Origin of the sequence: Sodalis praecaptivus, from assembly GCF_000517425.1 — a bacterium.
Taxonomy (GTDB): Bacteria; Pseudomonadota; Gammaproteobacteria; order Enterobacterales; family Enterobacteriaceae; genus Sodalis_A; species Sodalis_A praecaptivus.
In genome coordinates, this window is record NZ_CP006569.1 from 4,016,813 (window position 1) to 4,039,604 (window position 22,792).

At 57.3% G+C, this 22,792-nt stretch carries 20 protein-coding genes and 2 tRNA genes; 9 read left to right on the top strand and 13 right to left on the bottom strand.

Annotated elements, in window-relative coordinates:
* Positions 1-73: 73 nt before the first annotated feature.
* The 5 genes from miaA to nnr are packed head-to-tail and all read right to left on the bottom strand — an operon-like array spanning position 74 to position 7,089.
* Complete coding sequence (gene miaA, locus SANT_RS17910) at positions 74-1,015, bottom strand: tRNA (adenosine(37)-N6)-dimethylallyltransferase MiaA (protein WP_025423619.1); 942 nt, start codon at positions 1,013-1,015, stop codon at positions 74-76.
* Positions 1,008-3,341 (bottom strand): DNA mismatch repair endonuclease MutL, encoded by a 2,334-nt coding sequence (gene mutL / locus SANT_RS17915; RefSeq protein WP_025423620.1) that lies wholly within the window; start codon positions 3,339-3,341, stop codon positions 1,008-1,010. Before mutL ends, miaA begins: the two co-directional genes overlap by 8 nt.
* Positions 3,342-3,361: 20 nt before the next feature.
* Positions 3,362-5,089 carry an N-acetylmuramoyl-L-alanine amidase AmiB gene (amiB, locus tag SANT_RS17920; RefSeq protein WP_025423621.1) on the bottom strand — a complete coding sequence of 576 codons (1,728 nt, stop codon included), beginning with the start codon at positions 5,087-5,089 and terminating at the stop codon, positions 3,362-3,364.
* Entirely contained in the window at positions 5,086-5,565 is a 480-nt protein-coding gene (gene tsaE, locus SANT_RS17925) for a tRNA (adenosine(37)-N6)-threonylcarbamoyltransferase complex ATPase subunit type 1 TsaE (RefSeq protein WP_025423622.1), read from the bottom strand. Before tsaE ends, amiB begins: the two co-directional genes overlap by 4 nt.
* A gap of 9 nt (positions 5,566-5,574) precedes the next feature.
* Positions 5,575-7,089, bottom strand: coding sequence for a bifunctional ADP-dependent NAD(P)H-hydrate dehydratase/NAD(P)H-hydrate epimerase (gene nnr / locus SANT_RS17930; RefSeq protein WP_025423623.1), 1,515 nt, complete (start codon positions 7,087-7,089; stop codon positions 5,575-5,577).
* Between nnr and queG the strand changes: the two genes are divergently transcribed.
* A complete protein-coding gene (gene queG, locus SANT_RS17935; RefSeq protein WP_025423624.1) occupies positions 7,088-8,227 on the top strand; it encodes a tRNA epoxyqueuosine(34) reductase QueG in 1,140 nt (379 codons plus the stop codon). The genes nnr and queG overlap by 2 nt on opposite strands.
* A 945-nt stretch (positions 8,228-9,172) precedes the next feature.
* On the opposite strand, the gene SANT_RS17940 is transcribed toward queG, so the two are convergent.
* Positions 9,173-9,247, bottom strand: a tRNA-Gly gene (locus SANT_RS17940).
* A 378-nt stretch (positions 9,248-9,625) separates the two neighbouring features.
* On the opposite strand from SANT_RS17940, the gene SANT_RS17945 reads away from it, so the two are divergent.
* Positions 9,626-10,981 (top strand): cation:proton antiporter, encoded by a 1,356-nt coding sequence (locus SANT_RS17945; protein ID WP_025423625.1) that lies wholly within the window; start codon positions 9,626-9,628, stop codon positions 10,979-10,981.
* 99 nt (positions 10,982-11,080) lie between these two features.
* Here the strand turns inward: SANT_RS17945 and SANT_RS17950 are convergent, their stop codons facing one another.
* A complete protein-coding gene (locus tag SANT_RS17950; protein WP_025423626.1) occupies positions 11,081-11,593 on the bottom strand; it encodes a polyketide cyclase in 513 nt (170 codons plus the stop codon).
* Between the two features lie 124 nt (positions 11,594-11,717).
* Between SANT_RS17950 and SANT_RS17955 the strand changes: the two genes are divergently transcribed.
* From SANT_RS17955 to SANT_RS17980, 6 genes are all read left to right on the top strand, one after another.
* Positions 11,718-12,626 carry a LysR family transcriptional regulator gene (locus SANT_RS17955; RefSeq protein WP_025423627.1) on the top strand — a complete coding sequence of 303 codons (909 nt, stop codon included), beginning with the start codon at positions 11,718-11,720 and terminating at the stop codon, positions 12,624-12,626.
* Between the two features lie 314 nt (positions 12,627-12,940).
* Positions 12,941-14,083 (top strand): GDP-mannose 4,6-dehydratase, encoded by a 1,143-nt coding sequence (gene gmd / locus SANT_RS17960; protein ID WP_038668762.1) that lies wholly within the window; start codon positions 12,941-12,943, stop codon positions 14,081-14,083.
* A 53-nt stretch (positions 14,084-14,136) separates the two neighbouring features.
* Positions 14,137-14,910, top strand: coding sequence for an ABC transporter permease (locus SANT_RS17965; protein WP_025423629.1), 774 nt, complete (start codon positions 14,137-14,139; stop codon positions 14,908-14,910).
* A gap of 3 nt (positions 14,911-14,913) precedes the next feature.
* Entirely contained in the window at positions 14,914-15,645 is a 732-nt protein-coding gene (locus SANT_RS17970; protein ID WP_025423630.1) for an ABC transporter ATP-binding protein, read from the top strand.
* 14 nt (positions 15,646-15,659) lie between these two features.
* Complete coding sequence (locus SANT_RS17975; RefSeq protein WP_025423631.1) at positions 15,660-16,598, top strand: NAD-dependent epimerase/dehydratase family protein; 939 nt, start codon at positions 15,660-15,662, stop codon at positions 16,596-16,598.
* Positions 16,595-17,845, top strand: coding sequence for a glycosyltransferase (locus SANT_RS17980; protein ID WP_025423632.1), 1,251 nt, complete (start codon positions 16,595-16,597; stop codon positions 17,843-17,845). The genes SANT_RS17975 and SANT_RS17980 overlap by 4 nt, the downstream gene beginning before the upstream one ends.
* 76 nt (positions 17,846-17,921) lie before the next feature.
* Here SANT_RS17980 and SANT_RS17985 read toward each other — a convergent pair.
* A tRNA-Gly gene (locus tag SANT_RS17985) sits at positions 17,922-17,996 on the bottom strand.
* A 43-nt stretch (positions 17,997-18,039) separates the two neighbouring features.
* Here SANT_RS17985 and SANT_RS23570 point away from each other — a divergent pair.
* Positions 18,040-18,264, top strand: coding sequence for a hypothetical protein (locus tag SANT_RS23570; protein WP_025423633.1), 225 nt, complete (start codon positions 18,040-18,042; stop codon positions 18,262-18,264).
* A gap of 63 nt (positions 18,265-18,327) precedes the next feature.
* Here SANT_RS23570 and SANT_RS17995 read toward each other — a convergent pair whose 3' ends face one another.
* The 5 genes from SANT_RS17995 to SANT_RS18015 all read right to left on the bottom strand — a co-directional run bounded on the left by SANT_RS17995 (position 18,328) and on the right by SANT_RS18015 (position 22,695).
* Positions 18,328-19,185, bottom strand: a complete 858-nt coding sequence (locus SANT_RS17995) for a LysR family transcriptional regulator (RefSeq protein ID WP_038668769.1) — start codon at positions 19,183-19,185, stop codon at positions 18,328-18,330.
* 74 nt (positions 19,186-19,259) lie between these two features.
* Positions 19,260-19,976, bottom strand: a complete 717-nt coding sequence (locus tag SANT_RS18000; protein WP_025423634.1) for a DUF554 domain-containing protein — start codon at positions 19,974-19,976, stop codon at positions 19,260-19,262.
* Positions 19,977-19,995: 19 nt separating this feature from the next.
* On the bottom strand, positions 19,996-20,565 hold the full coding sequence (locus SANT_RS18005; protein ID WP_025423635.1) for a UbiX family flavin prenyltransferase: 570 nt from the start codon (positions 20,563-20,565) through the stop codon (positions 19,996-19,998).
* 11 nt (positions 20,566-20,576) lie between these two features.
* Positions 20,577-22,058, bottom strand: a complete 1,482-nt coding sequence (locus SANT_RS18010; RefSeq protein WP_025423636.1) for a UbiD family decarboxylase — start codon at positions 22,056-22,058, stop codon at positions 20,577-20,579.
* 184 nt (positions 22,059-22,242) lie between these two features.
* Positions 22,243-22,695, bottom strand: a complete 453-nt coding sequence (locus SANT_RS18015) for a PadR family transcriptional regulator (RefSeq protein WP_148296323.1) — start codon at positions 22,693-22,695, stop codon at positions 22,243-22,245.
* Positions 22,696-22,792 lie beyond the last annotated feature (97 nt).

Here is a 22,792-nt window from a genome sequence, read left to right on the forward strand (position 1 = left end):
CATGTGGCTCTAAATAAAATAATCGTTGTAAAAAAGCGCGTTCAGTACCATCAATTGTACACAATCACCCAACCTATGCACTAACAACCTGTAATACCCTGTGAAGGGCGGCGGCGGGTTCATCGCTATCCAGCCAATGAACATCGCGCCACCCCCGCAGCCAGGTCATTTGGCGCTTGGCAAGCTGTCGTGTCGCGCAAATCCCGCGAAACACCATGTCATCATAATCGGTTTCGCCGGCCAGATATGACCACATCTGGCGGTAGCCGACGCAGCGAAGGGATGGCATTTCCCGGTGAAGATCACCTCGGGCAAAAAGCTTACTGACCTCGTGCTCAAAACCGGCGGCCAACATCTGATGAAAGCGCTGCGCAATACGCTGATGCAGCAATGCGCGGTCAAGCGGCGCGATGGCGAATTGATGTACCCGATACGCCAGCGCTTCACCGGATATTTTTGTCAGTTCCGTTAGAGTGTTACCTGAAACGAAAAAAACTTCCAGTGCCCGCGACAGTCTCTGCGGATCATTAGGATGAATACGATTTGCCGCAATCGGATCAATCTGTTGCAATTTCCGGTGCAATGCCTGCCACCCCACCGCTTCCGCCTCGCGTTCAATGCGCGCGCGCACTTCTGGATCTGCCGGGGGCAAGGGGGATAATCCCTCCAGCAGCGCCTTGAAGTAAAGCATGGTCCCGCCCACCAGCAACGGTATACGACCGGCCTCGGTGATCTCTGCCATTTCCTTAAGCGCATCACGGCGGAAATCCGCCGCAGAATAAGGCTCCGCCGGATCGCGGATATCTATCAGCCGATGCGGCGCCCGCGCCAGCTCGTCGGCGCTGGGCTTGGCCGTGCCGATATCCATACCGCGATAGATCAGCGCAGAATCGACGCTGATGATCTCCACCGGCAGGTGCTGGCGCAACGTCATCGCGAGCGCGGTTTTACCGGAGGCGGTGGGCCCCATCAGGAAAATGGCCTGGGGCCGGCGCGTAAATGTCGGCTCAGTCATGGTTCAGGGCTTTAATAGCGGCCTCAAAATTCAGTGTTACCAGAAGCCCGTCGGGCGGGGCTTTCACCCACTGCGGACAAAGCCGCTCCACCTCGGCAAGCAATTGTATCGCCCGGGAATGGCTCCAGACGACCGATTCGTGCTGCAGTCGGCGGGCAAGCCAGACTGCAACCTGGTGATGCGTCACCGACGTTTCACCGTGCAGGTAGCCTAACAGGTCTGGAATCAAGTTTTGTAAATTTTGTTGGCGTAATGGTAAAGGTACCGCATTCAGTATTGCCTGATGAAGATGCGCCTGTAGCGTAATTCCCATTTCCTGAAGCAGTGGCTGATGGCGTTTAAGCGCCGCGGCTTCTTCATCGCGCAGCGTCATACGCAGCGGAATCAGCAGCGGCTGAGCGCGCAGCTGTTCCGTGCCGGGCGTCAGTTGACGTTCGGTCAAACCGCGTTCGGCAACCGGCAGCGAGAGCAGCGCCAGGCCGCTCGCCGACTCTACCAGCGCATAGCAGGGCGCGACCAGAGTCACCACCCTGCCGAAACTGTGGGGATTACCGGCGACGGCCGGCCCGGCGCTGACGGACGCCTCGCCCATGACGGCGCTGGACGAGGCGGCGGCGCCGGCGTGCGGCGCGTCGTTGTCGCCGGGAAGCGAACCGCCATCCGCCGGCCGAGGCCGGGCGAAAATATCGCGCGGTGTCGTTTGCCCCTCCTGCGCCAGCGGCGCGGTCTGTACCAACTGCCGGTACAGCGCGCCTTCTTTGCGCTGATAGCCGGCGCCGCCGGCGTAGCCGCCGCTCCGCTCCCGCGCCTGGCCGCCACGAGCCGCCGCGCCGGAAGAGTGCTGCGGCGAAGCACGCTCGTCGGCTACCCCCGCCGACCGGCGGTCACGATCGCTATTTCCGCCCGCGGCCACTGACCGGCGGTCATGACGGCTATCCCCGTCCACCGCCACAGATCGTTGGTCATGTTCGCTATCCACGACCGCCGAGGATCGGTGGCCATGTTCGCTATCCACGACCGCCGAGGATCGGTGGCCATGTTCGCTATCCTTGACCGCGGCCGCGGATCGGCGGTCATGTTCGCTATCCCCGCCCGTCTCGCTCGCCGCGCGCCGCTCCTCGTCGGCCGCAACGAGCGCAGGCCGCGCCGCCGCCAGCCCAGACGCGGCGGCATCTTCCGGCAGGCGGGATGGCTCGCCGTCGGGCTGGCGCGCTCCCCATAGAGAGGATGCCTCGCCGGCGGGCAGGGAAAAATGATTGCGCCCGGATGCCTGGCGATTCTCCGGCGCGCTCGGCCCCGCGCCCTCATCGCCGATCGGCAGGCGTGGCGCCCCGCTTTGCTGCAAGACGGTCACCACCGCCTGATAGATAAAATCATGCACCAGCCGCGCCTGATGAAACCGCACTTCGTGTTTGGCGGGGTGGACATTGACGTCAACCTGATGCGGATCCACATCGAGAAACAGCACAAAGGCCGGCTGCTGCGTTCCCGCCAGCTGATCCTGATAGGCCTGCCGTATAGCGTGATTGATCAATTTGTCGCGCATCGTGCGCCGATTAACATAGCTGTACTGTATCTCGGGCAGCTCCCCCCCCGCCGGATCCGCTACCCAGCCGTGTATCGCCAGATCGCCGTGCTGCCAGGAAACGCTCAAGGCTCGCGCGACAAACGCCGGGCCGCAAAGCCCGCCCAGCCGGCGCAGATGCTGGCTTTGCTGGCTGACCGCGCGGTACTGGCGCACCGTTTTGCCGTTGTGCTGCAAAATGAATGTCACGTCGAATCGGGCCAGCGCGATACGGCGAATGACTTCATCGATATGGGTGAACTCGGTCTTTTCGGTGCGCATGAACTTGCGCCGGGCCGGCGTATTGTAAAACAGATCCACCACGTCCGCCGTCGTTCCGACCGGATGGGCGGCGGGTTTAAGCGTTACCGCCAGTTCGCGCCCCTCGGCGTAGGCTTGCCAGGCTTCGCTCTGCGCAGCGGTGCGCGAGGTCAAGGTCAGACGTGACACGGAGCTTACGCTGGCCAATGCCTCGCCGCGAAAACCCATGCTGGTGATGCTTTCGAGATCGTCCAGGCTGGCGATCTTGCTGGTCGCATGACGGGCCAGCGCCAGCGCCAGCTCCTCTTTAGCGATACCGCTGCCGTTATCACGAATACGGATACGTTTGGCGCCGCCGCGCTCGATATCGATCTCAATGCGGGTCGCACCGGCGTCAAGACTGTTTTCAAGCAATTCCTTTACCACCGACGCGGGGCGTTCCACCACTTCACCGGCGGCGATTTGGTTTGCAAGCTGTGGCGGCAGCACCTGAATCGGCATGATAATCGGGTCCTCTGGCCTTAAGCGGGCGGTATGGTCAACGTTTGTCCCAGCATCACGTTATTGGACGTCATATTATTAGCACGCTTGATGGCGCTGGCGGACACGCCATAGCGTGCGGCGATTGCGGTTAATGTATCGCCACGCGCCACTTGATGCCGTCGCGGACCGCCCTTCGGTGCGGCAGCGGGCGGCGGCGCGGCCTGAGCGCTTCCCACCGCGGGAATGCGCAGCCGTTGCCCGACCCAGACGCCCTCTTTTTTCAACTTGTTCAGCGTACGGATCGCCTCCATGCTTACCCCATATTGGCGGGCGATGGAGGAGAGCGTCTCACCCCGCTTGACGACATGGCGTCCTGCGGCGGCGGGCGCCAGCGCGCCGGCGTTGGACTGGGCCACCGCCTGGGTGCCGCTGGCTCCGGCGTCGGCCGCGGAGCTAACGCCCTGCGGCCGATTTTCGAGCTTTGGGCCGGTTTGCAGCGGATGCGCCAGGAAATAAGCGCGCAGCCCCAGGTACAGGGCGTTGGCGATCTTATCCTGGTACGCGCTGCTACCGAGTAGCCGCTCCTCCCGGGTATTACTAATGAAACCGGTTTCCACCAGCAGCGACGGAATATCCGGCGAGCGCAGTACGCCGAGACTGGCGTGTTCCGGCCGGCGTTTATGCAGCGCGCCTACCCGCTGCAGCTGGCCCAGTACCTTCACCGCGATGTCGTATCCCACCCGCTGCGAATGGCCGAACTGCAGATCCAGCACCGCCTGGCTGAGGTAGGGATCGGCCTGGCTGTTGGCCAGCAGATCGCCCGCGCCCCCCAGCAGCTCCGACTGTTTCTCATGCTGCTCAAGCCAGTTCGCCATTTCGCTGTTGGCGCGCCGGTTGGACAGCACCCAAACCGACGCACCGCTGGCGCTGCGGTTGGGCGCGGCATCGGCGTGAATGGACACCAGCACGCTGGCGCCCTTTTTACGCGCGACGTCGGAACGGCCCATGACGGAGATGAAATAATCGCCGTCGCGGGTCAGTACCGGCTTGAACATCTTGTCTCCATCGAGCAGCGTTTTCAGCTTGCGAGCGATGGCGATGGTCACATTTTTCTCATGCAGGCCATTAGGGCCGGTAGCCCCCGGATCCTGACCGCCGTGGCCGGCGTCGATGGCCACCACCACCGGCTCGGCGCCCGCCGGCAGCCGGCCGCGCGGGCTCGGCGTCGACGTCGATGCCGGCGTCGCCACCGTGGCGGGGCTCTCGACCACCGTCACACGGTTGGTAAAGGGGTTTTTTACCGATCTTGACGGCGGCGGCGCGCTTGGGGCCGGCACGGCGGCGCTGGTCCGCGGAGCAGAGGCGACGGCGGCCGGCTGCTGGCTCGTCACGGTCAGCACGACATTGTAGCGCCCGTCCACCTGACGTGTCGTGGCCTGCGCGCGGGATTTGCGGGTCAGCTCGAATACCAGGCGTATACTCTGCTTATCCACCGGCGTACTGGTGCGAATACGTTTAATCACATTCTCACCGCTGAAATCGAGCGGCAGCCCTTGCACCGGGCCGCTCTGGCGGATATCCACCACGACCCGTTCGGGGTTGTGCAGCGAGAAAAAAGCGTAAACCGGCTGTTGCGTAAACCCGAGGGTGACCGTCGATTGATTGGCGCTGTTGGCAACGTTAATATCGCTGAGCGTCGCCGCCATTGTCCGCCCTACGATTAAACACACCGCCAACGCCAGCATTATCCTGAACTTCAGCATCATGAAGACGTTCCCTGCCGCGGCGCCAGCTGCGCCAAAATGCGCTCGCCGGTGGCGCTGAGGGCCTGCGCCTGCGCCTGCCGGCCGTCCTCTTGGTAGACGAGCGTCAAGGCGATATCCGCCGCCGGCAGGATGCCCTCCCCGCGCTGCGGCCATTCCACCAAACACAAGGCGGTATCATCGAAATAGTCCCGCACTCCCATAAATTCAAGCTCCTCCGGATCCGCCAGGCGATAAAGGTCAAAATGATAAACCGTCCAGCGCGGTAGCGCGTAGGGCTCGACCAGGGTGTAGGTGGGGCTTTTTACATTGCCCGGGTGCCCCAGCGCGCGAAGAAACCCGCGGCAGAATGTCGTTTTGCCGGCGCCAAGGTCGCCATAAAGATAAATCACGCAGGCTTGCCGGCAGGCGTCAGCCAATGCTGCGCCGAAGGCGACGGTTGCCGTTTCATCCGGCAGGAATATTACACGTTTTTCCATGTCTGGTTTCTATGCGGTAAGCTCTGGATTGACATATAGGTACAATGCCGGCAGTAAATCTGTGGCCAACATGCCGCGCGTTCCTTTCTTCGCCGCCAGACGGTCGGCGGTAGCGCCATGGACTACGCAGCCGGCACAGGCTGCATCATACAGCGACAGCTTTTGCGCGAGCAAACCGCCGATGATACCGGACAATACATCCCCCATTCCCCCCGAGGCCATGCCCGCGTTACCGACATCGGCGACGGCGACGGCGCCATCTTCAGCGGCCAGCAAGGTCCCCGCGCCTTTCAGCACCACCACGCCGCCGTAGCGCCGCACCAGTTTGCGCGCCGCAAGTAAACGGTCACTTTCAATGGCGCCGACATTGCCATTCAGCAAGCGGGCGGCCTCGCCCGGGTGAGGCGTAATTATTCGATTGTGACGTTTCTCAGGATTGAATGCCAGCAAGTTAAGCGCATCCGCGTCCCACAGCATTGGTTTGTCACAATTTTCCACCTCGCGCAGCGCATTTTTCCCCCAACTGTCCTGTCCGAGGCCCGGGCCGATTACCACTACATCCGCCCATTCCAGCCCCTGCTGAAGGGTGTCGCGGGTCAGCGGCGCGACCATAAGCTCCGGCCGGGCGGTCAACAGCGGGGGGATATTCTCCTCGCGGGTCAGCACGCGGACCAGCCCGGCGCCGCAGCGCAGCGCGGCCTCCCCCGTCATACGAATCGCGCCGGCGAATCCATGATCCCCGCCCACAATCAACAGACGGCCATTGTCGCCTTTATGCGCGCAGGGATCGCGCGCCGGGAGCCAGCGCGGCAGCAGTTCCGCGCTGAGCCGCGCCATTAGCGGCGTTTCCCGCTCGAGCCATTTTCCCAGCCCCAAGTCGTCATAATGCACCTGTCCGGTCACGCTGCGCGCCTTGCCGGTCAACAATCCCGGTTTAAGGGCGATGAACGTCACGGTATGTGCGGCAGACACCACCTCCCCGGGCGTCGCGCCGGTCTCGGCCAACAGACCGGAGGGGATATCCAGCGCGATCACCGGCGCGGGATGCCGGTTTGCCGCGGCGATAAGCGAGCAATAGGGATCGCGCGGCGCCGCCTTGAGGCCCGTTCCCAGCAGCGCATCGATAATCACCTCCACGCCCTGCGGCCAAGGCGCCTCGGCGGCGTGTATTTCTCCGCCGGCCGCCAGCCACGCCGCTTTAGCCTGTTCCGCTTCGGCAGGCAAAGGGGAGCTGCCGCCGCACGCCAGCACCGTGACCTGTTTACCGGCGGCGGCGGCAAGCTGCGCCACCACGTAACCGTCCCCGCCGTTGTTACCGTGCCCCGCCAGCACCAGCCAGCGATGGGCGCCGGGATACAGCCAAAGAATACGTTGGAACGCTGCCGTACCGGCGCGCTGCATCAGCTGATAGAGCGACACGCTGGCCAGCCCGGCGCCCTGGCTTTCCCATTCCCGGAGCCACTGCGCACCGTAGACGGAGTGTGATAAACTTTGTAGAGAAAATGTGTTGGCACGGTCAGTCATGTCTTATCCTTTTGATCTTACAGAATTAGCCCGGCAAATTAAGCGCTGGGGGCAGGAATTGGGCTTTCAGCAGGTCGGGATTTGCGACACCGACCTTGCCGCCCATGAGCCAACGCTGCAAGCCTGGCTTGACCGCCAATACCACGGCGAGATGGCCTGGATGGCGCGCCACGGCATGCTGCGCGCCCGGCCCCACGAATTGCTGCCGGGCACGCTGCGGGTGATCAGCGTGCGCATGAACTACCTACCGGCTAAGGCCGCTTTTGCGTCGACATTGAAAAATCCTTCATTAGGATATGTTAGTCGTTATGCGCTGGGCCGTGATTACCACAAAGTTTTACGTAACCGTTTAAAACAACTGGGCGAGCGAATCCGCGACGCCTGCGGCGAGGTGAATTTCCGCCCCTTTGTCGATTCAGCGCCGATCATGGAGCGCCCGCTGGCGGCTAAAGCGGGAATCGGCTGGGTAGGTAAACACTCACTTATTCTCAACCGTGAAGCCGGTTCGTGGTTTTTCCTCGGCGAATTGCTGATAGATTTGCCGCTGCCGGTTGACGCGCCGCAGGCCGAACAGTGCGGCCGCTGCGTCGCCTGTATCACCACCTGCCCCACCGGCGCCATCGTCGAGCCTTATACCCTTGATGCCCGCCGCTGTATCTCCTATCTGACGATTGAGTTGGAGGGGGAAATTCCCGAGGCGCTGCGCCCGCTGATAGGCAATCGCATTTATGGCTGCGACGACTGTCAATTGATCTGCCCGTGGAACCGTTTTTCGCAGCTGACCGATGAGCCGGATTTTAGTCCGCGCGCGGTATTACATGCCCCTAAACTGGTAGAACTGTTTGGCTGGAATGAGGCCACCTTTCTGCGCGTTACCGAAGGGTCGGCCATTCGACGCATTGGCCACGTGCGCTGGTCACGCAATATCGCGGTCGCGCTGGGTAATGCACCCTATCAGGACGAGATCGTGCTGGCGCTGCGGCGCCGACTGGGAGAACTGCCGCTGCTGGATGTGCATATTCATTGGGCGCTGGAAAGGCAGATGGCGCGTCGAGAGGCCGCCGCCGTGGCGGTACAAAGCGCGCAGCAAACGCGGTTGGTCAGGGCCATCGAAAAAGGATTAACCCGCGACGCTTAGACAAATTCTCGCAGGGAAATGACCTCTTGCAATAGCGCATGGCCGCTGTGCATAAAAATAAAAATCCTTTGTCAATCAATCGTCACAAAAAACGCAAGCGATCGATCTTACGTTTCATAATAAAAATTTATCTTTCTTTTTCAAATGGCTATGGCAGAGCGAAATTTTCAACAGCCGAACGCGCGCGGTCGTTAGCCCGAAGAAGCCTGTGGATAACTCTGTTTAAAAGATTACGACGGAGAATATAAGGCAGACGCTGCGCTACCTTTAGCGGTGGATAAATTATTCACGCAATTAATTCGTCTGCTGCGGAAAAAAGGTGGCGAACGATCGTCTCGCGGGCGCTTGCACGGCTACGCCTTGATAGCCTTCGTGACGACGGATCGCATGATGTACCAGACACCTCAACTTGGCAAGCTTTTTGTCGACCGCGCGCGTGGATCCGCTTACCGTCAAGAGGGGTAAAGGCGGCGGAGGGCTCTCATGAATGAGCGTGTCAGCCATGGCAGTACGCTTGCTCAAGACCGCCGCCTAACGCTTGCCAACAGAGCAGTTGATCAGCCAAGTAACGATTACTTAGCATCATTGCGCCGTGACAAGAGGATAAGCGGGCCGCTATCGCGGTTTACTCGGCAGGGTAAGAGAGGCAATGACGGCGTCGGCCATGCCTAGCAGGTAACCGCCCGCGCTTATTCTGTAGAAAGTCTTAACATTAGGGGTTGGCGGCACCGATAAGGCGCAAAATGAAGGTCATGCTGGCCGGGCCGCCATGCCTATTTCTTGGCTTCAATACACCGCATTGCTGCTAGACCTTCAGCGGTTTTGCGTAAGCCGTCAAAGGGACCGAACGCGCATCAGCTTGTCCAACGTGCAAAAACAAAAAAGGGCCTGAAAGGCCCTTTTTCGCAACCGGCGACCGATCCGCGCGGATCGGTCGCCGTTAATTGGAGCGGGAAACGAGGCTCGAACTCGCGACCCCAACCTTGGCAAGGTTGTGCTCTACCACTGAGCTATTCCCGCATTAATCGCTTTCACGCTGCCCGGCAACGCAGACAGCTTATTATGATATAAGCAGTGCATCATTGCTGACAAAGACGGCAAGGGCATTTGGTTCTGGTTGGATTAACAGCGTCGTAAAACCACCTAACCCGTTGATTCCAATGCCTTTTAGCCATCTCAATCTTCGAGATGGACGCAATTATGGACTGCTTTAGGGTCAACGGCAAGCCTTTTTTCACGCTCGGCGTTTGACTGCTTATTCCGTCATCACCCCCTGTATTGCGCACGTTACCGGAGCGGCCGTCGGGCGCGGTCGTGATGGATAGATCATACTTAAAGGACTCATTAACCCATTATCGCCATTAACGTTGTATGGCGACACGCATCAAGGGAGAACATATGGATTTTCTGGGATGGACCGCCGCCGTCGGAGGGCTACTGTTACTGATGTCGCTGGCCTCCGGCTGGATTAATCGCGGTCCGCTGACGGTATTCGGCCTGTATCTGATCGCCGGGATTATCTGCGGACCGTGGATGCTGGATTTACTCCATCTCAACCTCGCCCAACATGCCGTTCTCGTCGCGCGGACGACAGAAATCGCCATGGCGACCTCGCTGTTCATCACCGGTCTGAAACTCCGTTTGCCGTTCAGCAACCCCGGCTGGCGTATGGGTATTCGCCTGGCGTTTCCAGCCATGATACTCACCGTCGCCGGCATCACCGTGATGTTCCATTACATCACCGGCTTTGCATGGCCGCTGTCGCTGGCGTTCGGCGCGATCGTCGCCCCGACCGATCCGGTGCTGGCCAGTTTAATCTCGGTGAATGACGCCAACGACGACGACAGCATGCGGGTTTCGCTCTCCAGCGAAGCGGGTATGAATGACGGTACGGCGTTGCCGGTACTGATGCTGGCGATGGCGCTGCTGGCTTCCAAAACCGACTTTTCCGCCGGCATCCTGGCCCACTGGGCGCTAAAAGATATTCTTTGGGCGCTATTGGGCGGGCTGGGGATCGGTTTTGGTATGGGCAGAGGCGTGGGAAAATTGGCGGCGCGCGTACGCAATGCCCATCAGGATGTCGCGCCCAATGACTTTTTTGCGCTGGCGCTGATAGCGCTAAGTTATGCCGCCGCGCAATGCCTTGATGCCTCCGGTTTTTTGGCTGCCTTTGCCGCCGGCGTCGGATTACGCCGCGCCGAAGTACGGGTGGTAAATCGCCATCCGCCGGAAGAGTTGGCCGAAGAAGAACATTATCCCCCCGCGGAGATCCTGGTGAACCCGAACCGGCGCCATACCTTGGGCAATGGGGGTCTGGCTACCGCCGTCGGTCTGGTAGTAGGGGATGCGCTTTCGTTCGGCGATACGGTGGAACGGCTGTTCGCCGCGGCGATTGTGGTGGCGCTCGGTATCTCCCTGGCCTACCATTGGGATCCGATGGGGCTGGTGCTGGCGGCGATACTGTTTGTGGTCATACGCCCATTATCGGTATGGCTGGCTACCCTCGGCACCGACACGCCGCCGTTGCGGCGGTTATTGATTGGCTGGCTGGGTATTCGCGGCATCGGCAGCGTCAACTATATCGCCTACGCTTTCAGCCATGGCCTGGCGGGCAAGGACGCGGAGCGCATGGTCAACATGGCGCTGACGCTTATCGTCGCCAGCGTCATTGTCCATGGCATTACCGTGACGCCGCTGCTGAACTGGCGCCAAGCCAGGCAAACCGCGCGCCAGGCAGACAATACTGACCCGTAAGCGCCGGTAGGAAGCGCCATGACAGAGCCTAACGCCCATCGGCCAGCGATTCGATTGCCCCGTCGGTAACGTACGTCTCTCTCGCCGATGGCCGCGCGGTTATGCCCGGCGAGCTCTGCGGGCCGCCGCGACCAGCCCGTCCAGCCACGTCTGATGGCCGTTCAACATGGGATTAGGCCGGGTTCTCGCCAGTTCCAGCGCCGGTTTGCCGTTCTGCGTTTCCTGGGTCAGAATACGCACCCGACCCCCGGACAAATCCTCGATCAACCAGGCGTGATGCACGTCCAGACGCGTAGGCCCCTCCCCCGCCCAACCGTGCCAGGCCAGCCGTCCCGGTTGCCCTGCGCCAGGTGCCTGCTGCTCTACGACCTGTGCTTCCACCGGGAAACCGAAGGTCTCAAAATAAAAGCGGACACCCGCCGTCAGCGCGGGGCCCGCCCGATCGTAAAAGCGAACGTTGGCGGCGTTAGTATAGTAGTCCGGCCAACGCGCGGCGTCGTTCAGCCACGGCCAAACCTCGGCCGCGCCAAGGCCGGCCTCAATCACTTCGTTAGAGACGAAATTGTCGGTAAAGCCCGGCTGATACTGCTCGGGCCAGATAATTGCATGCATAATTGACCTTGCTGTGTAGTGTGATGGGCCATGCCGCACGGATAGCGCCGCCGCGTCATGGACGCTACGCAGGGTGCGTGATACGCTGATATAAATCCAATCGCAATATTTTATTGACGCTATCATGCCCGCTGATATCAGACATTTGGATCTTAACCTTCTTAGAACCCTCGACGTCTTATTGGACGAGCGCAACGTCACCCGTGCCGCAAAGCGTCTCGCCCTGACGCAGCCTGCCGTCAGCGGTATGCTGACGCGATTGCGTGAGAGTTTTGACGATCCGCTGTTCGTACGTACGCAGCGGGGCATCGTCCCCACGCGGCGGGCGCAGGCGCTGGCGGCGCCGGTTAAGCAACTGCTTGGCGATGTGGAAACCCTGCTTAAGCCACCGGCATTTGACCCCGCCACGACCTGTGCGACCCTCACTCTTGCCGCGACCGATTATGCCCTGCGCACGGTGGTGGTACCGCTTATGGCGATGCTCAGACATCAGGCCCCCGGCATTACGCTAGCGGTGGTGGCGGTCGATAACCATCGGTTACAGACGCAATTTGAGCAGGGCGACGTCGATTTGGCGCTGGTGACGCCGGAGACGACGCCGCCGGGTCTGCACGCCCGGCCGCTGTATCAGGAAAGCTATGTTTGCGTCATGCGCGCCGATCATCCTGATGCCGCCAACGGCCGCCTCACACTTGATCGCTTTTGCGCGCTCGAGCATGCGCTAGTATCGTATTATGGCGACAATTTTGCCGGTGCGACCGACAGGGCGCTGGCCGATCTGGGGCGGACGCGGCGCGTGGCGCTATCGGTAAATAGCTTCCTGGTGTTGCCCGACATGCTCCGCATCAGCGATCTTATCGCCATCGTCCCGCGGCGGCTGGCGCAACATGCCGAAGGCTTGGCGATCCTGGCGCCACCGCTGACGATCCCCGGCTTTAGCAAAAGCGCGGCTTGGCACGAACGCACCCACCGTGACCCTGCCCACCGCTGGGTGCGGGAAACGCTTTTCACCCTGTGCCAAACGCGCGACTAATGCCGGCGAACGGCCGCCCTTCCCCTCCGCCCTTGGCGCCCAACCAACGGGGCCGCTTCTCGCGGAGGCGATAACGCCCGCTAATGGTGCCGAACGCATCTTCCATAGCAAGACCAGACATGCGCGCTTGAGAAAGCGCGCATGCATTTCATTCCATCAGAACAGGGTGGAAAGTTTTCAAAATCAGGGTAAATAAAAACGGAAACGTAATGAGTATTATCTCCAGTTACTTATAAGAAAATTAATATTTCCTTTTGCAGTCTATGGATTAGGAAGATTAAGCGCTACACTTGCCCCATCTTGACACCACGACCATGATACCTTCAGGAGTTATTTTGAATAAGAAAGTCGCCCTCATAACCGGTATTACTGGCCAAGATGGTTCATATCTTGCCGAATTCCTTTTGAATAAAGGCTATGAGGTCCATGGCATAAAACGACGGTGTTCTCAGTTTAATACGCAGCGTATTGAACATATTTTTCAAACGTCACATGATAATAACGCCACACTGAAATTGCACCATGGCGATCTCTCAGATACATCAAATTTAACCCGAATATTAGCGGAAGTCCAACCGGACGAAGTTTATAATTTGGGCGCGCAATCCCATGTCGCGGTCAGCTTTGACTCACCCGAATATACCGCTGATGTCGATGCCATCGGCGCCCTACGGTTGTTGGAGGCTATTCGCTTCCTGGGTCTTAGTGAAAAAACGCGCTATTATCAGGCATCCACTTCGGAACTTTTCGGTTTGGTGTGCGAACCGCGACAAAAAGAGACCACGCCTTTCTATCCCCGCAGCCCTTATGCCGTGGCGAAAATGTACGCCTATTGGATTACGGTAAACTACCGGGAAGCGTACGGTATTTATGCCTGTAACGGTATTTTGTTTAATCATGAATCGCCACGTCGCGGCGAAACTTTCGTTACCCGTAAAATCACGCGCGGTCTGGCAAGTATCGCTCACGGGCTGGAAAAGTGCCTGTATATGGGCAACCTTGGCGCCCTGCGCGACTGGGGCCACGCGCGCGACTACGTCCGCATGCAATGGATGATGCTGCAACAGGATAAACCCGAGGATTTTGTTATCGCTACCGGTAACCAGTATAGCGTCCGTGAATTCATTACCATGGCGGCGCGGGAGCTGGGTATTGACGTTGTTTTTGAAGGTCAGGGTATCAATGAGAAGGCCTTCGTCAGTAAAATTACCGGCGATCTTGCTCCCTCATTACGCGTCGGCGATGTCATTGTGGAGGTGGACGAACGCTATTTCCGGCCGACCGAAGTAGACACCCTCCTGGGCGATCCCAGCTACGCGCAGCAGCGGCTCGGTTGGAAACCCGAAATCAGCCTCCAGCAATTAATTGCAGAAATGGTGGAACACGACCTCCAGGCCACACGCCAGCACAGTTTACTCAAGTCTCACGGTTACGCCGTTTGCCATAGCATCGAATAACGTCTGAAAGCGGGTCTTTCCGGCAACATTAAAAAATCAATGATTATTATCACATGCTAACCGATCTGATCATGGCGTTAAAAAAGCCGCAAATCTGGAGCGTGCTTTCTTGGTTTGATATTAAACAACGTTATAAGCGCTCCGTTCTTGGGCCATTTTGGGTAACTTTAAGCACCGGCGTCCTGGTGGGAATGTTAAGCGTATTATGGTCCACGCTTTTCAAATTGGATGTTCGCGATTATTTACCTTTCTTTTCCATAGGGCAGGTCGTCTGGACCTATATATCGTTGCAACTTACGGAAGCTTGCAATGGATTTGTGCAATTCGACTATATTATCAAACAAAGCAGCACCTCTTTTTGCTCACTGATCTTGCGTATCTTGAGCCGAAACGTCATCGTTTTTGCGCACAATTTCATTATCATCGCGTTGGTTATCACACTCGTGGGCCCAGGCTGGCATTGGCGAATGCTCTGGTTTCTGCCGGGATTATTCATCCTGACCACATCGCTTTTTTTCTGCTCTATTATTCTCGCCATTATCTGTACACGTTTCCGGGATGTATTGATGATAATGCAAAACCTCCTCATTATTGCTTTCTATTTCACCCCCATTATGTGGAAAACGGAGCAAGTGCCCGCAGCGATGTTGCATTACATCAATTACAATCCCCTAGTCTATTACTTCAACATCATTCGCCCGCCGTTGTTGGGCGTGATGCCCGACGCGCATTCGCTAAGCGTTGCGCTCATCATCACTGTTATCCTTTTTTTACTGGCAATGCTATTGCTAGACAGAACGCGGCGTCGAATCGCCTACTGGTTATAAACGATGCAAGCCATTATCAAAGTGGAAAAACTCTCCGTTGAGTTTCCTATTTATACCGCCTCTCAACGCAGTTTAAAAAAATTACTGTTTCGGCGTGCAGTGGGCGGCAATCTGGCCAAGCACCATCAGGCGCTGGCGGTGAAAGCGCTGGATAATGTTTCCTTTGAAGTCCACCAAGGTGAGCGCGTGGCGCTGTTAGGCGGCAACGGCGCCGGCAAAACCACCTTATTACGGGTTTTGGCCGGCGTCTATCACCCGACCGGCGGCCGCCTATCCATACGCGGCGAGGTGGTGTCGCTTATCGATATGGCCATGGGGATGGAAAGCGAGGCGACCGGTTACCAGAACATTTTTATCCGCGGTTTACTGCTCGGCCTGACCATGAAACAGATAGCGCGCCAGGTTCCGTTTATCATCGAATTTAGCGAGCTGGGGGAATATATCTCCCTGCCGGTGCGTACTTATTCCAGCGGTATGCTGCTGCGCCTGGCGTTCGCCATTATTTCCGTCTTACAGCCCAGCGTGTTGCTGATGGATGAATGGCTAACGGTAGGAGACAGTCAATTTCGCGAAAAAATGAGTAAAAAATTGCAGCAGATGGTAGATCGGTCCGCGGTGATGATTCTGGCCTCACACTCCCGCGAGACCATCAAGGCGTTTTGCAATACCTTTTTTCTTATGCAAAACGGATCGCTACGTCAAATAAGCCGCAGGGAAATTGATGATTATATTTAATCAGGGAGTCGACGATGGAACAGGACGCTAAAATCCTCATTACCGGCGCCAATGGCGTGTTGGGCCACGGACTGCGGCATGCGCTGCAGAAACGGGGATATCGTCATCTCCTTTGCCCGAACCGCCAGGAGCTGAACGCGCTGGATGCGCAACAGATGGACGACTTCTTTTCTTATCATCGGCCGCACTACGTTTTTCATCTTGCCTCGCTGGTATTTGGTCTGCTGGGCAATATGGAAAACCAGCTCAACGCTATCGCGACCAATACGCTGATAAATCAGCAGCTGTTTCTGGCCTGCCAGCGGTATCCGGTACGTAAGATCTTTTTTGCCAGTACCGTCGCCGGCTATGGTTACCCTTATCAGTCACTGCCGTTAACCGAGCCCTATTTCTTTAGCGGCGCGCCTCATGCCGGCGAATACGGTTATGCTATGGCAAAACGCCATGCGCTGGGCTACTTGGAAATCCTGCGCCGGGAATATGATATTGATTACTGCTACGGTATTTTTACCAACCTGTTCGGCCCGTACGATCGCTTCGATATTCACTGCGGCCACGTAATTCCTTCGCTGATTGAAAAAGCCGCCGCCAGCGTCCAGCGGCAGGATCGCTGCCTCCATGTTTGGGGACGGCCGGAAACCAGCCGCGATTTCATGTTTAGCGAAGAAGCCGGCGCTGCGGCACTGCACGCCTTTTTGCACGGCAGCGGTATGGTCAATATTGCCAGCGGCTGCGAATCAACTCTGGCGCAGGTGGTGGCGGCAATCAACCTCTGCCATCAGCCTCGCCTGAATATCGTTTGGGACGCCGACGCGCCGATAGGCGTCGCCAAACGCAGCGTCGATATCAGCCGGTTACGCGCCCTCGGCTATTACCCCACGTCCAACCTTAATGATGCCATCGCTCAAACCATCGATTGGCACCGGCAAAATAGAGACAGGATCCGCAAATGAAAAGAATCGCCATCGTATCGAGTTTCGCCGAAAGCTGTGGCAACGCTTATTTCACCCAAATATTGGTGAATTCAATGCGCCGCCTTGGCTACCACGTGGAATGTTTGGGCCTGAATCTGTTGCTCACGCAATCCACCAGCCGAGCCATCCGCGCCAGAGCCGATGAACATATCGATGAGATTTGTGCACGGCTGAAGACTTTTGACGGGGTGAATATCCAATTTGAATCAGGTTTGTATGGCTCGCTACCCGGCGATATTCTTCGCCGCGCCCGTAAGCTCATCGACGCCAATCCTAATACCAGTATCACCCTGCACAGTCCACGCCTGCTGAGCGAAACCGCTACGCAGCGCGAGGCGATCAAAATGGCCCTGCGATTGTCATTTAAGCGCGCGCTACAGCTTTACGTTGAACCGCTCCGGCAAAACATTCCGATGCGAATCAACCATCGCCTAATACGCTATCTCAAGCAGCGTAATATCAATATCATCGTTCACACGCTGCGCGCCCGTGAGCAAATTGAGATGTACCACAACTACCGCAACGTGGCGGTTCATCCGCTGAAGATCGTCGATGACTACACCGACATCAAGCCGGACCTGATGGACGCTATCCGCAGGAAATACCGCTTTGGCAAAGACGTGAAGATTATCGGCATGTTCGGTTTCATCAATGAATACAAAGGGCACACCCTGGCGATCAAAGCATTAGCCTGTCTGCCACGCAATTATAAACTTCTGCTGTTCGGACGTCAGCATCCGCAAACCATTAGAAAAAATGAACCGGTAAGCCATTACACTCATTTGCTACAGGCGAAGATCGAAGAGGCCAAACTCGAAGACCGCGTGTTCTTTATGGGAGAATATGAGCATGAAGCCTTCGTGAGTCTCGTGGCGGCGGTGGATGTCGTCTGGCTACCCTATGTGGAGAATGGTCAGGACGGATCCGGCATAGCCTCTATCGCGTTCGACGTCTCGGAGTGCGTACTTTGCTCCTCCTCGTTCGCTTTCGATGAGATGTTCCGGCTGCTGCCCCATTATGACAATTACATGCGTTTCGATATCGGAAATTACATGGAACTTGCCAGTAAGACCTGCAATTTCTTGCCGATAACACCCGCCGCTGGTCGCAGCGCGCAGCCGGTGTTTAGCACCGATAGCCAGGCGGAACTGTATGTCCGGCTTAGCCTGGGCGAACCGCTGCATGAAACGATGGCCTGCGAAGTAGATGCGTTACCGGCAACGTGACCCGTTGCAAAACAGTGTAGTGCGGCACGCCGTCATCGGGGGGCGACATTGCCAAACGCGTTCACGTGAAGGAAATTGGAGCGGGAAACGAGGCTCGAACTCGCGACCCCAACCTTGGCAAGGTTGTGCTCTACCACTGAGCTATTCCCGCTGGGTTGCCGCTTACCGGTAGCGTTAGGTGCCGGTTGGCGCTAATGGGTAAATCGAAACAGAAAAAGCAACGGGTATTTATTGCTAATGAATTGAATACTGATGCTTTTCCTATCCCCTGTTGGGGAGTGGGCGCTATTATGGCGATGTTTCGCGTCTCTGGCAAGGGCCGCTACCGCTTCCCAAAGGCGTTTGCCGAAATCTTGTTCATTGCGCCGGCAAGCGGCGATGCTCACGACCCTATAGCGCGGCGCGGCAGTTCACGTTGACGACACTGTCCACCTGGAGGCTAGCGCTTCACGCCAGCCACGCCAGCCACAGCATCGTTGCGCCTAGGGCCACAGCAGGCTGTCGCGCGAGGTACTGAGCGACACCAGCGCCGGTTTATAAATCATCAATGGCTCCGCCAGCGGGCAGGCAATATAGTTACCGTGCGGGCTCGGCACGAATTCCGAGCGGGGAATAAACGCGGCGCCGTCAAAACCCTGTTCCATCATTTCCAAAATCAGGCTGGGCTCCGAGACTTTGATACTAATATTCACCGGCGTCAGCGTCTCGTAAAGGGTGTTGCGCAGCATTTCATAGGTCCCCTCACCGCCGATACGGTGCAGCAAAATAAGCGGCAGGCCGCTAAAATCATCAAATTTTAACGCTCTGCCGGCAAACCGCGCGGCATCATGGCTGGAAATCACGGCCAGCGTGTCGATGGGCGCCAGCTCACGCAGGGACCAGGGCGTTTTATCGGCGGGACACTGCATTAAGGCGATATCGATAGCGTGATTGAGCAGCATCTCTTCGAGATGGCTGGAATCCGATACCAGAATGTGGATATCCCATTCTGGCCGTTGGCGATAATAATCCAGCAACAGCGTGGTAAAATAGCGGAGAAACAGATAGGAAACGCCGATAGAGACCACCCGTTTTTTGCGGGTGGCTATCTGACGGGTTTGCTGTTGCAGGCTATTGACCTTACTTAGAATGTCGCAAGCCTGACGATAAAGGAATGTTCCTGCCTCGGTGAGTCGCATTCGCCGCGAGGTGCGAATGAACAGTGGCGATCCAATTTCGTTTTCCAGTTCCTGAAGACGTTTCCCCAGCGGCGGTTGTGCCATATTCAATAGCTTCGCGGCCTTGCTGATGGAGCCCTGTTCCGCGATGGTGCAAAAATACTGCAACCTTTTCAGATCCAAAGTCCCTCCTCTCTCACAGGTCCGGCGTTAAGCCGTTAGCGAATAGTATGGCGCCCACCGCGCGCCGCCGGGCGTTAATGTATCAGCAACGTCCAAAGATATGATACCGGCATCGCCAGTATCAGCGCCGGCAGCATATTCGCTACCGGAAAAGATTTGATGCCGGCGATACGAAAACCGGCGGCCAGCATGACAAACCCGCCGGCGGCGGTAAAGTCGTTCATCATTGGCCCGGTAATATGCGGCATAATGAGCACGGCGGACGAGGCCAGCAGCAGTTGAATAATCAACTGCGGGATGGCGATAACCGCTACCGCATAGCCGAGTACCGTGGCGAAAATGGCGGCGGTAAAAATATCCATAATCGACTTCACCAGCAAAATATTGGGATCATGGGTCATACCCTCGGTCATGGCGCCGATAATACCGGTTCCGCTTGCGCAAAACAGTACCATGATGGCGACATACTTTTCGGTGAACACCAAAGGATCCATCCCGGCGTCAGCGGTCTGAAACCGGCTGACCCAGCCTTTCGCCAAATTACCCACTTTGCCGATTTTTTTCTCCAGGAATATCCATTCCCCCAACGCGCTTCCGATAATCAGCGCCAGTACCACCGCCGGCAGACTATGAATTTTACCAATCAGAACAATGCCAAGACCCATGGACGACAGACCAAAGGTCATCGGCAGCGCCACGCGCAGCCTTTCAGGCACTTTAGTGCCGAGAAAGGCACCGACAAGCCCCCCTATCAGCACGGCGCTCCCATTGACAAACGGGCCCACTACCATTATTAACTCCTTCTTTCTTCTATTTTTTTTCACCCCAGCGCGTGAGGTCCCCAACGTCCAGATCAAAAAGATCCAGCGCGCGGGCTACGCTGTGATGAACGATGTCATCCACCGATTGGGGTTGTTGATAAAAGGCGGGAACGGGGGGATAAATAATCCCGCCCATTTCGCTCACCAGATGCATATTTCTAATCTGTGTCAGATTAAGCGGTGTCTCACGCACCATTAGCACCAGGCGCCGACGCTCTTTTAGAATAACGTCCGCCGCCCGGGTTAACAAATTACCGGCTAACCCGTGGGCAATGGCTGCTAATGAATTCATAGAGCAAGGCGCGATAATCATGCCAAGGGTTTTAAAGGAGCCGCTGGCAATAGCGGCGCCGAGATGATGAATGCTGTGGACCTCATCGGCCAGGGCGACCACCTGCTCCCGCTGCCAGTGGGTTTCCATCGCGCGGGTGACTTCCGCCCCTTTGGTCACCACCAAATGCACTTCGATATCTTGGTCACGCAGCAGCGTTAGCGCTTTCATGCCGTACTGGAAACCGGATGCGCCGCTGATACCCACGATAATGCGCCTTTTGCCCACGGCCGCCTCTCTTATACAAAATCTGGCAGAAAACGTTTCACATCAACCCGTTTGAACTTGGAACGTTCAAAGTGCGCCTTGAGGTGCCAGGGGACGGTACAATCAAAAATCGTCTTGCACGTCATCCCTTGCTGCAAAATGCTCGGGCTGTAGGACGGCATTTGCGATGGATCGAGCGGATGGCAGCGCACGCCGGGAATGAAAACGGTATCGACGTCACCCTGATAACGCGTCTGCATCGCCCAAAGAATGTCGTCGGTGTCAAAAATGTCGACATCCTCATCTACCACAATCACCTGCTTAAGTTCCGAGAATGCGGCAAAGGCAATAAGCGCGGCCTGCCGCTGGCGGCCTTCATCCACCGGCGAGGCTTTGCGAAATTGCAGCACCGCCAGTAGCTTACCGCCGCCGGCGGTATGCGCGTTCACGTTCAGGACGCGCCCCGGCATGGCGCGGTCGAGCATATCGAGAATGCTGGCCTCGGTCGGAATGCCCGCCATGCTGACATGCTCGCCGCTGGGACCAAGCGTGGTTTGTAAAATCGGCTGACGGCGGTGAGTTACCGCTTTGACTTTAATCACCGGCAGCGCGTCTTTGGCCTCGCCGGTGTAGCCCGGAAACTCCGGCATGGCTTTACCGGTATGGGTATTCTGGTCCTCACGTACGCGCACATGCGGCAACAGCTCGCCTTCAATAACGATTTCCGCCTGGGCAATGGCGCGTTCATCAATGGTCAGGCACTGCGCCAGTTCCACCGGTTTACCGCGTAGTGCGCCGGCGATACCGAGTTCGTTAAAGCCCAGCGGCGTGGTGGGCGGCTCGAAGCAGGCGGCGATTTCAATCGCCGGATCGACGCCGATGCTAATAGAAATCGGCAACGCCTTGCCCGCCTTCTCCGCTTTTTCGCGGAAAGCATCAATATGACGGCCGGGCGTCAGCCACATCGACAGTTCATCCCGGCTCTGAATACACAACCGGTGAATGGTGATATCCGATTCGCGCGTGTCGGGATCAGAGGCGTAGCACATGCCCATCGTGAAATAAGGGCCGGCATCCTCTTCCGTATTGGTGGGCGCAGGCAGTAACGTACGCAAATCAAAGGCCGGATCATCGGCGTAATGGACGACTTCCTGGCAAACCGGCGCACCAGAGGCCAGCACCGGGGCGATGGCACGATGAACCGAGTCACGTAGCAAAAAACCCAGCTTTTCCGGCGCACAATCGAGCAAATGGCCGACGCGTTCGCGGGTGGACATCAGACCGGTCACCACGCGCACCTCGGGAAAACCTTTAATCTTATTGAACATCATGGCCGGCCCCTTACGGGTCGGACGTTCGCAGGTCCCCCCCGCCCCGACATAACGATAAACGCCGGATAATTCGGCGTGAGGATCGACTTCGGTATCGGTGCTGACAAATTCACCGTCTCTTTTTTTAAGTAATTCGATGGCTGAGCGTAAATCATAGGGGGCCGTTTCTTTGTGACTTGACATATTCCCTCCGGCGAATAATGCGAAACACAATAATTGGCAAGAACTATAGCGCCAATAAAATGAAGGGAAAACTACCGTTTATATTTCCTCGCCAAACCTTTTTGGTTTAGGAGAGAATTAACCGTATCAACGTGAGTCAAAGAATAACGCTGCGGATAAGAAAATTGATAAAAACACTGATATATCAACTGCGTTCTATTTTCTTGGCGGCTTCATCCAGCGCATCGATTATGGCGTGCAGGGCGGCCTTGGATATATCGGCTTGTGATAGTCGCGTATTTAACGCGGTTTTCATATTATGAATTGCCCGCTCAACTTCAGGAAGACGACGATTATTTACCAGAATTGTTAATGATGTTAAACGATTTATAATCTTCGTTACGCGCTCCCGGTTTTCCTGTAGCAAAATAGTGCCTTTTCGATCGGCCATATAAGCTTTACGTTTATCACCCACGTCCTGCACGCGAATACCGCCCGTCTCTTCCAGCAACGTCAGGTTCGGATAGATGATACCGGGACTCGGGGTATATTCGCCCTGGGAAAGATCCTCGATAGCTTTGATAAGCTCATAACCGTGGGCGGGCCCCTGGGTGAGAAAATGCAGAATCAGAAGCCGTATTTCGCTGGCCTCCAGCATCTTTTCCCGCCGTTTGCGGCGCACGCTGGCGCACGCGGCACGACGCTCGTTATCGGGGGTCAGCGGGGCAGCGCTGTGATCGGGTTTCATCGCTTGT

Coding starts and splice junctions, on each gene's coding strand:
- SANT_RS17955 (WP_025423627.1), top strand. CDS start 11,718: ATGCCCGCTGATATCAGACATTTGGATCTTAACCTTCTTAGAACCCTC.
- SANT_RS17965 (WP_025423629.1), top strand. CDS start 14,137: ATGCTAACCGATCTGATCATGGCGTTAAAAAAGCCGCAAATCTGGAGC.
- SANT_RS17970 (WP_025423630.1), top strand. CDS start 14,914: ATGCAAGCCATTATCAAAGTGGAAAAACTCTCCGTTGAGTTTCCTATT.
- SANT_RS17975 (WP_025423631.1), top strand. CDS start 15,660: ATGGAACAGGACGCTAAAATCCTCATTACCGGCGCCAATGGCGTGTTG.
- SANT_RS17945 (WP_025423625.1), top strand. CDS start 9,626: ATGGATTTTCTGGGATGGACCGCCGCCGTCGGAGGGCTACTGTTACTG.
- SANT_RS17950 (WP_025423626.1), bottom strand. CDS start 11,593: ATGCATGCAATTATCTGGCCCGAGCAGTATCAGCCGGGCTTTACCGAC.
- miaA (WP_025423619.1), bottom strand. CDS start 1,015: ATGACTGAGCCGACATTTACGCGCCGGCCCCAGGCCATTTTCCTGATG.
- mutL (WP_025423620.1), bottom strand. CDS start 3,341: ATGCCGATTCAGGTGCTGCCGCCACAGCTTGCAAACCAAATCGCCGCC.
- SANT_RS17980 (WP_025423632.1), top strand. CDS start 16,595: ATGAAAAGAATCGCCATCGTATCGAGTTTCGCCGAAAGCTGTGGCAAC.
- SANT_RS18015 (WP_148296323.1), bottom strand. CDS start 22,695: ATGCTGGAGGCCAGCGAAATACGGCTTCTGATTCTGCATTTTCTCACC.
- queG (WP_025423624.1), top strand. CDS start 7,088: ATGTCTTATCCTTTTGATCTTACAGAATTAGCCCGGCAAATTAAGCGC.
- nnr (WP_025423623.1), bottom strand. CDS start 7,089: ATGACTGACCGTGCCAACACATTTTCTCTACAAAGTTTATCACACTCC.
- SANT_RS18010 (WP_025423636.1), bottom strand. CDS start 22,058: ATGTCAAGTCACAAAGAAACGGCCCCCTATGATTTACGCTCAGCCATC.
- tsaE (WP_025423622.1), bottom strand. CDS start 5,565: ATGGAAAAACGTGTAATATTCCTGCCGGATGAAACGGCAACCGTCGCC.
- SANT_RS23570 (WP_025423633.1), top strand. CDS start 18,040: ATGGGTAAATCGAAACAGAAAAAGCAACGGGTATTTATTGCTAATGAA.
- SANT_RS18000 (WP_025423634.1), bottom strand. CDS start 19,976: ATGGTAGTGGGCCCGTTTGTCAATGGGAGCGCCGTGCTGATAGGGGGG.
- amiB (WP_025423621.1), bottom strand. CDS start 5,089: ATGATGCTGAAGTTCAGGATAATGCTGGCGTTGGCGGTGTGTTTAATC.
- gmd (WP_038668762.1), top strand. CDS start 12,941: ATGATACCTTCAGGAGTTATTTTGAATAAGAAAGTCGCCCTCATAACC.